The organism is Acinetobacter sp. AS5, from assembly GCF_048957595.1.
In the GTDB taxonomy this organism is placed as follows: domain Bacteria; phylum Pseudomonadota; class Gammaproteobacteria; order Pseudomonadales; family Moraxellaceae; genus Acinetobacter.
Genome location: NZ_JARDAL010000006.1, coordinates 1 through 13933, shown reverse-complemented (window position 1 = coordinate 13933; position 13933 = coordinate 1). Strand labels below are relative to the sequence as shown.

The following is a 13933-nucleotide window of genomic DNA, read 5'->3' as shown; positions in this document are numbered from 1 at the left end:
CCAGCTATTTGCATTTATTCAAGTGCTTTTAAGCGGGCGATAATTTTGTCGTATTCTGCTTCCAGATTTCGATAGCGACTTTGTAAAGATTGAATATTTTCTTTTTGGGAAACAAGATTTTTCTGGTTATTGTCTAATGTTGTTTTCAGGTGTGCCGGTGGGGTTTTACCTTTACGTAAATATTCACGTTCCTGACGTACAAACATGACCCGATCTTTTTGCAGTTGCTTCATTTGTTCTTGCTGGAAATCAATCTGTTTTTTTAACTGGACCAGGCTGTCGTTTTTTTTCTGTAAAGCGGTCTGGCTATTGTTATAAGCGCGCTTGAGTTTATGGTCTTCGGCAATCCGCTGCGCCTGTTGGGCACGTTGTGGCGCTTGCCTGATATCCGCTTCGGCATTATAAGGGCGCGCTCGCTTAATGACCTGCATATTCTGGTCAAGTGCTTCATAGCCATAACGGATATGATTTGGCGTGACATTAGTACTGATATTGGCCACACCCTTGCTGTCATAATAACGATACCAGGTGGCTTTTTGCGGGAGTTGGTTACTACTCGCGCACGTTAAGCTCACCTGTAACAGTAGCAGCACCACAACAATGAATTGACCAGTCATTTTATTTTTATCAATGACAGCAAGTTTTCTTAAAAACTGACTCATCATTGGCTCCCCGAATTTAAAGTTGACTAAATTACTTATTTTAAAGTAATAATCTTGTTATATTAGACTTAAATTTATCAATAAAAAACTACCGTTAGTCAAAAAAAAACCAATAACAATAAGAAAATGTGAAGCTGTTATTAAAAATAAATGATTTTGTCTACTTGTGTAGAAAATGTTCATTGATAATACAAGTGACTTTATGTTAAAAATGTTTATCGATCGTAATAAAATAATCCTATGAGCCTTATGGCATATAGTTTCTAAAATGGGAAGGGTTAAACAAATGGACGATAAATTCCAAAATCTAAAAATTATGGTTATTGATGACTCAAAGACCATTCGTCGTACTGCGGAAACTCTTCTTCAACGCGAAGGTTATGAAGTCATTACTGCAGTAGACGGTTTTGAAGCGTTGTCAAAAATTGCCGAAGCAAATCCGGATATCGTTTTTGTAGATATTATGATGCCGCGCCTGGATGGTTACCAAACCTGCGCCTTAATCAAAAACTCTCAGAATTACCAGAATATTCCTGTGATTATGCTATCAAGTAAAGATGGCTTATTTGATCAGGCCAAAGGTCGTGTCGTGGGTTCAGATGAATACCTGACTAAACCTTTTAGTAAAGATGAATTGCTAAATGCAATCCGTAACCATATTAGTGCTTAATATTTGATTTTTTTGGGGAATTGGCATGGCACGTATCCTAATTGTGGATGACTCACCGACAGAAACTTTTCGCTTTAGAGAGATTCTTTCTAAACATGGCTTTGAGGTGATTGAAGCAGCCAATGGCGCAGATGGCGTCACCATGGCACAGGCAGAATTGCCGGATCTGGTCCTGATGGATGTGGTTATGCCGGGCGTGAATGGTTTTCAGGCGACCCGCCAGATTGCACGTGGTGCAACGACCAAACACATTCCAATCGTGATTGTCAGTACCAAGGATCAGGCCACTGACCGTGTATGGGGCAAGCGTCAAGGCGCAGCGGATTATCTAACAAAACCAGTCGATGAAAAACAATTAATAGATGTAATTAAGCAGCACCTCAATGCAGGATAAGCTCTATGGCAGCAAATGGATTTATCGAATTGCTTCGCATTGCGAAACGGGGGAATAAAAACTACGTTTCCAATGGCAATGAAGTTAACCGATGGTCGGGCATTGCTTTTGAGATGATGGGGCAATATTTTGTTGCCCCGCTGGGGGAGGTATCAGAAGTGATTTATCCCCCAGAATATACGCCGGTACCCAAGACACAAGCATGGGTGTTGGGTCTGGCGAATATCCGGGGAAGACTGTTATCGGTTTCTGATCTGACGCAGTATGTATCAGGGCAGAGCAGTCAATTTTCACCGACTCAAAAAGTATTATGCATCAACCATAATGACCAGTATGTGGGTTTGGTCGTAGATCAAGTTTTGGGTATACAACATTTCAATAAGAAAAGTTTCTTTTCGAAGAAATCTGAATTGGATAAAAACTTACAAGAATATTGTCAGGGGTTTTTCCATCAGCACAACCAGCAGTGGCATGTGTTTTTATTCAGTCGTCTGTTGCAAAATCCAAAATTTATGAACGCATCTATAAAATTTATAAATTAAATGTCGCGCTCGAAACTAAGCAAGGCGTCAACCGGGGAGAGGCTGCATGGGCTTTAAACTTAAAAAGAAAAATACAGGTGAGAGCACTGGCCGCAAAGGCGGTAATGCTTTTTTAGCTAAGATTCAAACGCAAGTAGATCAGTTATCACGTGTATTTGGTGATAGTGAAAAATCAAAACCGCTGATCTATGGAGCAGCAGGCTGTCTTTTAGCCGCACTGATCACTTTATTGTATCTTTTTTATAGTGTTCCACGTACCAACGAACTCACTCAAAGTCTGGGTGATTTGCGTCTCCTCTCGCAAACGATTTCGCGCCAAGCGACTGAAGCGACAGCTTCGGGTACGCCTGAGGCCATGAAGAACCTCACTGACTCGCAAAAAGCTTTTGCTGAAAATCTTGAGACAGTTAAAAGTATTCACTCTAACAATGATGCGTTGCAAGCTGTTGATAAACAGTGGACAGAAGTGTCGAGCAGTATTGATCTGATTACCTCGCAACAAAAGATTATTAACCAGTTATACGACACCAACATCGCGATTGGTGAAGCGATTCCGGGGATTCAGGCGGAATATAACTTGATGGTCGACCAGATGGCACGTCAAGATATGCCATCGAACCAGGTGGTTATTGCCAAAAACCAGGTATTCATTGCAGAACGTATCTTACGTTCAATCAGTTTGGTACTGACAGGTAATGATGGTTCACGTGAATCTGCGGATGACTTCAGTGCCGATACCGAAACTTTTGGTTCTTATCTGAATGCACAGTTAAATGGTTCTGCTGAACTGGGTGTACAGCGTATTGCTGATCCAACCCTGCGTGAATCTCTGGAAGGCATCAAGGCTGAATATGATGACGTACTGGAATCTGCATCAGCGATTATTCTGAAAAACTCTACACAGATCGTAAAAGTTCGTCAGGCAGCCGCATCTATTTTTTCTCAATCTGATGTGCTTTTGGACAACCTGAATAAATTATCGGGTAACTCAGGTCTTAAAACGGTTGTTCCGGCAGTCCTTCTGATCGCATTATTAGTCGGTTTCTTGCTGTGTGTATTCAAGTTACTTTCTCTGCGTGGCTTGTCGGATAAGCAGCGTGTAGGCCGTTTACAAGAAGAATATGACCGTAACCAGAATGCGATTTTACGTTTACTGGATGAGATCGCCGATCTTGCAGACGGTGACTTGCGTTCATATGCAACAGTATCTGAAGACTTTACTGGTGCAATTGCCGACTCGATTAACTTTGCGATTGACCAGTTACGTGACCTGGTATCGCGTATTACTGAAACTTCACAAGAAGTTGCGCAATATACTGCAACTACACAAAGCATTACCAACCAGTTAGCTGAAGCATCTGAGCATCAGGCACAAGAAATTGCTGGTGCTTCTGCAGCGATTAACGAAATGGCACTGTCGATTGACCAGGTATCTGCCAACGCCGATGAATCAGCGGTGGTAGCAGAGCGTTCAGTACAAATTGCTGCAAACGGTGCGGATGTCGTACATCGATCGATTGAGGGTATGGACACGATTCGTGAACAGATTCAGGAAACTTCAAAACGTATTAAACGTTTGGGTGAATCTTCTCAGGAAATTGGTAACATCGTAGCCTTGATTAACGATATTGCTGACCAGACGAACATCCTGGCATTAAACGCAGCAATTCAGGCATCGATGGCCGGTGAAGCAGGTCGTGGTTTCGCGGTCGTAGCCGATGAAGTACAGCGTCTTGCGGAACGTTCAGCTTCTGCAACCAAGCAGATTGAAGGCCTGGTAAAAACCATTCAAACGGATACCAACGAAGCCGTTATTTCGATGGAACAAACTACATCGGAAGTTGTACGTGGTGCGAACTTGTCTAAAGATGCCGGTGTAGCACTAGATGAGATTCAAACAGTATCGAACAACCTTGCGAAACTGATTGCGAACATTTCTGATGCTGCGAAACTGCAGTCAGCATCTGCAGGTCATATTGCGACCACGATGAATGTCGTACAGGAAATTACCTCGCAAACCACCAGTGCAACCTTCGATACAGCACGTTCAGTATCTGAACTGGCAAACATGGCCGATGCATTACGTGAATCTGTATCTGACTTTAAACTACCAGAATAAAGTCAGACATGATGGGGAAATGTGTCTTGACCGCGGTTGAGACACATTCAGAAAATACAGATAAAGCCTCGACAAGATGTACTTAACTTCATACGTTAGGTATCGCGTGACGGTCACAATTAAGTTTGAGCGCCCTTCTTGGCGGCATAACGTAAGAAGCATGAGCTATGAAAGAAATATTAAAAAATTTAGTTGAAACGACAACGCTTCCTGAAGATAGTTATCTTGACCAAGATGCAGAAATTCTTGAAATTTTTGTTGAGGAAATCGAAGAGATCTTCGTTGAGTTAAATGCTTTATTTCCAGAATGGTTGAGCAATCCAGATCATCAAGAAAATCTGAAGACCATTCGCCGCCATTTTCACACCCTGAAAGGTTCAGGCCGCATGGTCGGGGCAAAATCGGCAGGGGAAATGGCCTGGGCGGTTGAAGATACCTTAAACCGGGTTTTGTCCGGTTCGATTCAGCTAACACCGACGGTACAGAAATTTGCCCAAGCGGTACTGAATGTCTATCAATATGCTTTATATCCAAAATTCAAACATGTACAGCAATTGGATCTCGATCTGCGTCCAATGGTGCTGTTGGGACAACAATTACAACAACAAATTTCGCCTGAACCTGCATTGGAAGAATTACTGGCATTGGCAGATCATTTGACCGCTGAAGGTCAGATGACAGGTCTTGAGCTTGCAGACAATGAGCCAAGTGAAGTTGAGCTAACAATAGCGCCAGTAGAAGTACCGGTTCGCAGTGATATCGAAGAAACTGTGGCGATCTTTATTGAAGAAGCAGAAGAGCATCTGGATACGATTGCTACCTTCCTTCGCACTGAAGATGAAAAATCACAAGATTATAATGCGCTGATTCGTGCGATTCATACTTTGCGCGGCAGTTCATCCATGGCGCAGATTGACCAGATTTTTGAGGCCAGCTCTAAAGTGGAGCATCTGTTCAAAACCTTGCTACAAGATGAAATTGTCTCAACCTCAAAAGAAACCGCTTTACTGATTCAGTATGCTGAGTTTGTCAGTGACTATCTGCATTTGCTACGTCAGGGCAATACTGCAAAACTGGATGCGGTATATGCCACCTTTGAGCGTGTCTGGAATGATTATGGCTTTGCAGTTACTGAAACCAATAGCATTCAGACGCAAGGTTTGGTGTCTAAACTGGTTGAGCTGGATATTGATCTGTTATTGGATGCCGAGTTTGAATTTGATAAACGCGCCCAAGTCGATTATCCGGAATATATTCAGGCACTCAGCCAGCAGGCTGCAGAATTGCTGGCACATACAGAAAGCCGGGCAGCGCAAGGCATTCATGAATTCACTGCCGACCTGAAATTGGCTTATGATGCGCTGCTTGAAAAGCCAGTGCTGCTAAACAGCGATTATGCTTATGAACTGTTCGCACAGGCGCATCAGGAATTTATTCATTTATTTGATACCTTGGCCGCAGGACAGCGCGTCATTCTGAATGATGAGATTCAAAAAATACTCAGCGAACTGTCTGCATTTGTGCAGCAGGATCTCGAGATATTTGCTGAAGATACTAGTAATCAGAATATTGAGCTAAGCTCAGAGGCCACACAAGTGGCTGAAACTGTCGCGCCTGGCAGTGTCGATTTTGCTGGTTTGAGTCAACGCATCGCTGCAGATCGTCAGCAGCAGCAAAGTACTGAAACCAACCGTGATTTTGATGAAGAATTATTAAGTATCTTCCTGGAAGAAGCGGATGAATTGCTCGCAGGCATTGATGAAGATCTGAATACCTGGAGCAAAAAACAGGATGATACAACCTCACTGAATAATCTGATGCGTCATTTGCATACCTTAAAAGGTGGTGCAAACATGATCGCAGCATCGCATATCGGTTTGATTGCGCATGAACTGGAAAGTATTTATGAGCGTGTGATCCGTCAGCAAATTGCCGTGACACCTGCTTTAATCCAGATTATCCGTCTGGTTCAGGACAATATTTCCGATCGTATTCAATCGATTCGGGAAGACGGTATTGATTATCCTGCACCAGAAGCGATTGCGATTTTGCAAAATATTCAGGCGCTGGTTTCTGGGCAAGCTGTTGCTGCTGTTGAAAGTACGGGTGCTGTAGTTGAAGTTGCAGAGGTCGAAGCGACATCAATTCCTGAACCGCAACTTGAAGAGTCAGCAACGACTGAACAGCCTGCAACTGATGTGGCTGAAGCTGAAGAATTACTAGAAATCTTGGAATCTCCTGAGGCTACTGAAGACACATCAGTAGAACGTTCTGAAGAAGACGAACTAAAATCCATTGTTGAAGAATCTTTCCTGGAAGAATCCGAAGAGATTCTGGCGAATGCCGAGAAGCTCCTCAATCAATGGTTTGATCAGCGTAGTGACCGTAGTTTATTACTGCAATTACAGCGTGCTGCCCACAGTATCAAGGGCGGTGCACGTATGATTGATGTTGAAGAAGTGGCCAGTATTGCCTATGAGCTGGAAACGACTTTCGAACAGTTTGCAGTCTATCAATTTAACTCGAATGCCTATGATGGCTTATTGCAGAAAACGCTGGTCTGGTTAAGACAGGCGATTTTCCAGCGCGACTATAGTGGTTTTGAGCAGCTGCATAGCAGTCTGAAAAAGATTGCTTATGTGGACGTTACTGCGCAATTGCCTGAGCGTCTGGCGAAAACAGATAATCTGGTGGTCAGTACTGACTTCGGCTTTGTTGAAGGTGATGGTACTGAGCCGCCACAGATGATGGGTGAGTGGGCGAATAGCGGCACCAGCGATAGCAATAACGAGATGATCCGTATCTCTGCTGATCTGGTTGAGAAGATGATTGACCTGTCCGGTGAGAACTCGATTAACCGTTCGCGTATCGAGATGGACCTGGGGCAGCTGGGCAATACCTTGAACGAGATGGAATTGGCGATCAAACGTCTTGCTGATCAGTTACGTCGAATGGAAGGCGAGCTGGAATCACAGATTATTGCCAAACATGGTTCAGAGAACTCGCGCTATGCCGACTTTGACCCGCTGGAAATGGACCAATATTCGTCGCTCAACCAGCTGTCCAAGTCACTTGCAGAATCAGCATCGGATTTGGTCGACTTCAAGAGTACGCTGGCCGACAAGATTCGCGAAACTGAAGGACTGTTATTGCAACAATCCCGTATTCAGGCCGAGATTCAGGAAAGTCTGATGCGTACCCGTCTGGTTCCGTTTGACCGGATGTTGCCGCGTTTACAGCGTATTGTGCGTCAAACCTCGACCACCTTGAACCGTCCTGCAGAACTGATCGTACAGAATACCGAAGGTGAACTGGATCGTAATATTCTCGAGCGTCTGGTCACACCATTTGAGCATATGCTGCGTAATGCGATTGACCATGGCCTGGAAGATACGGCAGATCGTATCGCACTGAACAAGCCGGAAGTGGGTTCGATTGTCTTGAACATCAGCCGCCAGGGAACCGATGTAATTGTATCCTTTAGTGATGATGGTAAGGGGATTGATGCAGAGAAGATTCGTGAAAAAGCGCTGAGTCTGGATCTAATCAAAGCGGATCAAGTCATTGATCAGGAAGAAATCCTGCAATTTATCTTCCATCCTGGTTTCAGTACCGCGAAAGCAGTGACCCAGATTTCTGGTCGTGGTGTCGGTCTGGATGTGGTACAAAGCGAGATCAAATCACTGGGCGGCCATGTGTCAGTGAGCTCGGAACTGGGCAAGGGTACGGTCTTTACGATTCGCGTACCGACGACCGTAGCGGTCAGCGATGCCTTGATGGTGAAAGTGGGCGATCAGCAATATGCGATTTCTCTGGCGCAGATTGACCGAATTGTGCGTATTGCACCGACCACATTGGAAAGCTATTTCAACAGTAAAGATGACTATTTCAAGATCGATGGCGCAAACTATAAGCTGCGTTATCTGTCTGAGTTTGTTGGCAACCAGCCGATTCCACGTCTGAATAATGTTGGTCATTCATTGCCGGTGCTGTTGATTAAAGGTAATAGTGGTCAAACCATTGCCTTGCTGGTCGATCAGTTGGTCGGTTCACGAGCGCAGATTGTAGTAAAACCGATTGGACAGCAGTTTGCCAACGTCGGGGTAGTGGCCGGTGCCACGATTCTGGGTGATGGTCAGGTCTGTCTGATTCTCGATGGACAGAATGTTGCCCGCCAGATTCAGGCGACACAGCGTGTCAAACAGCTGAATGATCAGCGTGATGGTTCGCGTAATTCAAATGCACGTCGTCTGGTGATGATTGTCGATGACTCGGTGACTGTACGTAAAGTGACGTCGCGTCTGCTTGAACGTCAAGGCTATGATATTGTCACTGCCAAAGATGGCGTAGATGCGATCGAGCAGCTTGAAAACGTCAGACCGGATCTGATGTTGCTGGATATCGAAATGCCGCGCATGGACGGTTTCGAAGTGACCAATCTGGTTCGTCACCATGATATTCACCGTGACTTGCCGATTATCATGATTACCTCACGTACCGGTGAGAAGCATCGTGAACGTGCATTCAGCTTGGGCGTAACGCACTATATGGGTAAACCGTTCCAGGAAGCGGAACTGTTGGCCAATATCCAGCAACTGATTGCTGAAAAACAGAGGTAATATATGAGTCAGACCAATTCAAGCAATAAAATGGCTGATCAGATTAGCCAGCAGGAACTTCAGCATCTGATTACGGTATCGACCGGATTTATTGATGCCTATATTATTGACTGTCATGGCAAAGATCCGATGTTATTGCCACAAAACATTGTCCTGTCAGCACTGGATAGCAATACTCAGGTCAAAACTGTAGAATGGCATGAGGCACAGTTACCGGTCTATGCAGTGAATGATCCGTCACGTCAAAATGGGGTGGCACTGGTGATTGAGGGGGATGAAATTACTCAGCGCTTTGCCCTGATGTGTAATGAAATGCCGAAAACCATCCGGATTCGTATTTCCGAAGTGGTCGATGTCGATCAGCCGGTGAATGATCCTGCCATCTTTCAATATGTGCGCATGAACGAACAGCTGTTCCATATTCCGAATATGACCAATATTCAGGCTACAATCGGGCTGTAATCCAGGCTATAAAATATAAAAAAGGAACTCCATGGAGTTCCTTTTTTATTGCGTTATGAATTTACTTAATTGGCGAGTAAATTCACGAGAATCTGCTCATAGATTTCAGCCAATGGCTCTAAGTCTGCAATATCGACATGTTCATTGATCTGATGAATCGTGGCATTCAATACGCCAAGTTCCAGTACCTGTGCGCCGGTAGGGGCAATAAAGCGGCCATCTGAGGTACCGCCCGAAGTCGATAGTTCAGTTTCAGTCCCCGTCACATTCAGAATGGCGGTTTTAGCTGCATTTACTAGTTCACCAACTGGCGTCAGGAAAGGCAAGCCCGATAAAGTCCAGGAAATGTCATAGTCCACACCATGGCGATCCAGAATTTCCAGGGTACGTGCTTTAAGTTCTTCCGCGGTCACTTCAGTTGAATAACGCCAGTTGCACAATAGGTTCATGGTGCCGGGAACAACATTGGTTGCGCCTGTACCCGAATTGATATTGGAAATCTGGAAGGTCGTCGCTGGGAAATATTCGTTGCCATGATCCCAGACTGTGTCGCACAGTTCAGCAATGGCTTTAGAAGCGGTATGAATTGGATTCACGGCCAGATGAGGATAAGCTACATGACCCTGTTTGCCTTTGACTGTGAGATTGGCATTTAATGAACCACGACGGCCATTTTTGACAATATCGCCCAGTTTGTTAGTGCTTGAAGGTTCACCAACCAGACACCAAGTAATTTTCTCATTACGTGCTTCCAGTGTTTCAATCACTTTCACCGTGCCATTAATCGATGGGCCTTCTTCATCTGAAGTAATCAGGTAGGCAATCGAACCTTTATGATTCGGATATTTTTCAATAAAACGTTCTGTGGCGACTATCATGGCTGCCAACGCGGTCTTCATATCGGCACTGCCACGACCATAAAGTTTGCCTTCACGGATTTCTGGTAAAAAAGGATCTGAGTTCCAGGCATCCAGATTCCCTGTTGGCACGACATCGGTATGGCCAGCGAAACAGAAGACCGGACCTTCTGTGCCTTTGCGTGCCCAGATATTATCTACATCTTCAAAGCGCATGGATTCAATATTGAAACCAATCTTCTTTAAACGTTCAGCCATGATGTTCTGGCAGTCATGATCAATCGGTGTGACAGAAGGCTGACGTAATAGTTGCAGGCTTAAATCGAGGGTAGCGGAAGAGCTCATACGGTATTCAACAGTCGATAATTTTTTCGGCTCTATAATAGGCGAATATAGGCTTGAATGTGAACGACTGATATAAAAAAACCCTATCTGGGATAGGGTTCTGTGAGCGTTTAGGAAAAAACTAGTTTTGACGGATTTCGTCAGAGGTTTTTTCAGCAGTATTGGTTACCGCATCGCCAGCTTTAGACACATCTTTGCCCATGCCTTTTACGGTGTTACAGCCAGTCAATACAAAAGCCATCATTAATGAAGCAGCAAGAATTTTTTTCATCATCATCTCCGTATAATCAATAATAAAATTATTATGATGTGGGACTTAGAGTAGAAAATATACGCTCTAAAAAATATGTGGTTTTCATAGTGCTTCGGTTAATAAATGTAATGCTTTATAGGGGCTTATGCGATGGATGCTGGATCAGCACCGGATTGCGATACATATAAAAGTCATTGCTATCGACCTTTTTATAGAGGCCATCCGTCCACCAGATCGCAGCTGAACTGCTCGGCCGGGCTTGCGGATAAATCCATTCATGTCGTTGCAGACGATAGAAACCGTGCTGTGCAGCAGGAATATGCTGTCCCCATAAGCCCAGACGACGCTCGGTATTGATCCATGAGGGAATTGGTTGATCAGCATGATGTGTAGGCAAATACAGCTGTCCCTTGAGGACGCAAAACCGTCTTTGAATGGGATGCTGCAAAGCCTCATCAAACTGGAATTGTTTTTGTGTAAAATGTTTCATTTTTCTGATTAAAGTATCGGTGCGGTTCAGGCCATACCAATGCGGCAGACTAAAATCGGCTTCGGCCAGATAATACTTCAATGCCACTTCCCAATGTTCAATCTGTCCTGTATCGGTATTTAATAGCAGAAAATCCAGCTCGCCCAAGGTCTTTGCACCCTCAATTTTCTGCAGACTATGACCAAGCAGCCGATAGGGATGGTAAGCATCATCGAGCAACCAGAACCAGACCAGCATTTCAAAACGCAGCCCCAAACGTGTGCTTTTCAGTTGCTGCACAAATTCAATTAATTCTTCTGGGTGCTGATCAAGAAACTCTAAACGTGGATGGTAACGGCTCAGATAGTGCTGCCAGGTCTGGCTGTCATGCAGTTCAAAGTGATGTATAAGCTCAAGTTCATCCGGAATGCCGGACAGGATATTCGGACTGCCGACAGCGAATGCCAGTTGACGCACCAGAGGATGTTGATAACGTTGCCATGCCTCTACAAGATTTTGGTTTAAACTGGAAAAGGGCATAGTACAACCTGTGAAAAGTGCAGAAATACAACGGACAGTATCGGAAAACGCTTTATAATACCTGAATTCTGCGGTTAGGGTTGATGTATGAAAGTGTTGTTTTGGCGAAGTCTGGTGGTGCTGTTTGTGATCCTGGGCTTTATCGGTGCAATCCTGCCGGGTATGCCAACAACGGTCTTTTTGATTCTGGCGGCCTGGGCGGCATCTAAAGGCTGGCCGCAAATGGATGACTGGTTATTGAATCATCCCAAATATGGCCCGACCTTAAGAGATTGGCGCGCGCACGGTACTGTACCGCGTAAGGCCAAATGGCTGGCCAGTATCATGATGCTGATCAGCGGGATCATCATGCTGTTTACTACGGCACCCTTGGCCGTAAAGGCCTTTACCAATATTACTATGCTGATCGTCGCGATCTGGTTATGGCGACGCCCTGAGCCGAATCAGATCATTATTCAGAAAAATACAGTCGACCCAGAAAAGACAGATATACCAACAGCACCATCTGAAGATAATCAGTTAAACCCTATAAAACCAAACAAAATAGAGTCTGAGAATAACAAGTCATGAGTACCTTGCATCTGGATCAAGCCGATATCCTGATTGATCTTGCCCAACAAAAACTGTATCTGCCCCGTCTAAACAAACAATATCTGGTTTCCAGTGGCAAAAATGGCATTGGTGAAACTGAAAATAGTGGCAAGACTCCTCGTGGCTGGCACAAGATTGCTGAAAAGTTTGGTCAGAATGCTCCCTTAAATAGTGTATTTGTCGCACGTCAGGCGACGGGTGAAATTTATAATCCCCAATTGGCGGCAGAATTCCCGCAGCGGGACTGGATCCTGACGCGCATTTTATGGCTGAGTGGCCTTGAAGCGGGTTTTAATCAAGGCGAGGGCTGCGATACCTATCAGCGTTATATCTATATTCATGGCACCCCAGAAACCGAAAAGATGGGAGAGCCACTGTCTCATGGTTGTATCCGCATGCGTAATCCAGAGATCGCTGAATTATTTGACCTGGTCAGTGAGGATGCACTGGTTTATATCTCTGAACAGGAATTGGATCTGGAAATGCTGAATGTTCAACGCACTGAATAACATAACGGATCGATTTAAAGTCATGTGAAAATGATTTTGTTTTTATGGGCTGAATCTGCTTGGTGGAGACAGCAGAAAAGATTGATTAATCTGATCCAGATCGTATTTTTATTGCAAAGAATGGGTTGGATCATCCTCTAAAGCTTAAATTTATCGCTATTTCCCACTTAAAAATAAATGACAGTTGAAAGATTACATGAACACAACGTCGAGTATTTTAAAGCTTTGTATAATCCTTAATCGGAATTGTAATACATCGTATGGTTAAGACTGAAACTTCGCAGGGTAAAACACAAAATTTCATTTCAATTTTCATTTTGAAAATTAAAAAAATTCGGTAGAGACTTAAAAAATAAACAAAAAGTGTTGTTTTTTTTAACAAACAACCTATTTTTTAATCACTCACACCTAAAAAGTGGAAAACATTCCGAAAAGCGTTTGACAGGCTGTGCAGATTCTCTATAATGCACCCATCAAACGATGATAGACGTTTAGAAAGGGCGCTTAGCTCAGTTGGTAGAGCGTCTGCCTTACAAGCAGAATGTCGGCGGTTCGATCCCGTCAGCGCCCACCAAGCTCTTTCATGTTGAGACCTTATAGTTGCAGCGGTAGTTCAGTTGGTTAGAATACCGGCCTGTCACGCCGGGGGTCGCGGGTTCGAGCCCCGTCCGCTGCGCCACTTTAAGATCTTGATTTTCGTTTGCCACAATAGCGACATTGTGTAAATGCAGCGGTAGTTCAGTTGGTTAGAATATCGGCCTGTCACGCCGAGGGTCGCGGGTTCGAGTCCCGTCCGCTGCGCCATTTATACGATAGACCTTTTGAGGGCGCTTAGCTCAGTTGGTAGAGCGTCTGCCTTACAAGCAGAATGTCGGCGGTTCGATCCCGTCAGCGCCCACCA

The 13933-nt window shown here is 44.5% G+C and carries 11 protein-coding genes, 4 tRNA genes and 1 pseudogene; 12 read left to right on the top strand and 4 right to left on the bottom strand.

The features are described from left to right. Positions 1-14: 14 nt before the first annotated feature. Positions 15-662 (bottom strand): hypothetical protein, encoded by a 648-nt coding sequence (locus PV763_RS03210; RefSeq protein WP_005106249.1) that lies wholly within the window; start codon positions 660-662, stop codon positions 15-17. Positions 663-948: 286 nt separating this feature from the next. Between PV763_RS03210 and pilG the strand changes: the two genes are divergently transcribed. The 6 genes from pilG (at position 949) to PV763_RS03180 (ending at position 9468) form a co-directional block, all read left to right on the top strand. After that, a complete protein-coding gene (pilG, locus tag PV763_RS03205; protein WP_004280711.1) occupies positions 949-1332 on the top strand; it encodes a twitching motility response regulator PilG in 384 nt (127 codons plus the stop codon). Between the two features lie 25 nt (positions 1333-1357). Continuing rightward, positions 1358-1726, top strand: coding sequence for a response regulator (locus PV763_RS03200; RefSeq protein ID WP_004280710.1), 369 nt, complete (start codon positions 1358-1360; stop codon positions 1724-1726). A gap of 5 nt (positions 1727-1731) precedes the next feature. After that, positions 1732-2268: a chemotaxis protein CheW gene (locus tag PV763_RS03195; protein WP_004280709.1), complete on the top strand. Its 537-nt coding sequence runs from the start codon at positions 1732-1734 to the stop codon at positions 2266-2268. 46 nt (positions 2269-2314) lie between these two features. After that, complete coding sequence (locus tag PV763_RS03190) at positions 2315-4387, top strand: methyl-accepting chemotaxis protein (protein WP_005106253.1); 2073 nt, start codon at positions 2315-2317, stop codon at positions 4385-4387. Positions 4388-4554: 167 nt separating this feature from the next. Further along, the gene (locus tag PV763_RS03185; protein WP_420937330.1) at positions 4555-9006 is read left to right on the top strand and encodes an Hpt domain-containing protein; all 4452 of its coding nucleotides are present in this window, start codon (positions 4555-4557) and stop codon (positions 9004-9006) included. A gap of 3 nt (positions 9007-9009) precedes the next feature. Further along, positions 9010-9468, top strand: coding sequence for a hypothetical protein (locus PV763_RS03180; protein WP_044111490.1), 459 nt, complete (start codon positions 9010-9012; stop codon positions 9466-9468). A gap of 65 nt (positions 9469-9533) precedes the next feature. Here PV763_RS03180 and dapE read toward each other — a convergent pair whose 3' ends face one another. From dapE to PV763_RS03165, 3 genes are all read right to left on the bottom strand, one after another. Next, positions 9534-10670, bottom strand: coding sequence for a succinyl-diaminopimelate desuccinylase (gene dapE / locus PV763_RS03175; protein ID WP_420937329.1), 1137 nt, complete (start codon positions 10668-10670; stop codon positions 9534-9536). A 121-nt stretch (positions 10671-10791) separates the two neighbouring features. Further along, positions 10792-10944 (bottom strand): entericidin A/B family lipoprotein, encoded by a 153-nt coding sequence (locus PV763_RS03170; protein ID WP_004280704.1) that lies wholly within the window; start codon positions 10942-10944, stop codon positions 10792-10794. A gap of 112 nt (positions 10945-11056) precedes the next feature. Next, on the bottom strand, positions 11057-11932 hold the full coding sequence (locus tag PV763_RS03165) for a DUF1853 family protein (protein ID WP_121979779.1): 876 nt from the start codon (positions 11930-11932) through the stop codon (positions 11057-11059). 87 nt (positions 11933-12019) lie between these two features. On the opposite strand from PV763_RS03165, the pseudogene PV763_RS03160 reads away from it, so the two are divergent. The 6 genes and pseudogenes from PV763_RS03160 to PV763_RS03135 all read left to right on the top strand — a co-directional run. Next, a pseudogene (locus PV763_RS03160) lies at positions 12020-12373 on the top strand (YbaN family protein); the annotation flags it as partial. A 125-nt stretch (positions 12374-12498) separates the two neighbouring features. Continuing rightward, positions 12499-13032 (top strand): cell wall-recycling L,D-carboxypeptidase ElsL, encoded by a 534-nt coding sequence (elsL, locus tag PV763_RS03155; protein WP_420937328.1) that lies wholly within the window; start codon positions 12499-12501, stop codon positions 13030-13032. Positions 13033-13530: 498 nt separating this feature from the next. Further along, positions 13531-13606, top strand: a tRNA-Val gene (locus PV763_RS03150). A gap of 28 nt (positions 13607-13634) precedes the next feature. Next, positions 13635-13711 (top strand) — tRNA-Asp (locus PV763_RS03145). Between the two features lie 48 nt (positions 13712-13759). Next, positions 13760-13836: transfer RNA gene (locus PV763_RS03140), tRNA-Asp, on the top strand. Positions 13837-13857: 21 nt separating this feature from the next. Continuing rightward, positions 13858-13933, top strand: a tRNA-Val gene (locus PV763_RS03135).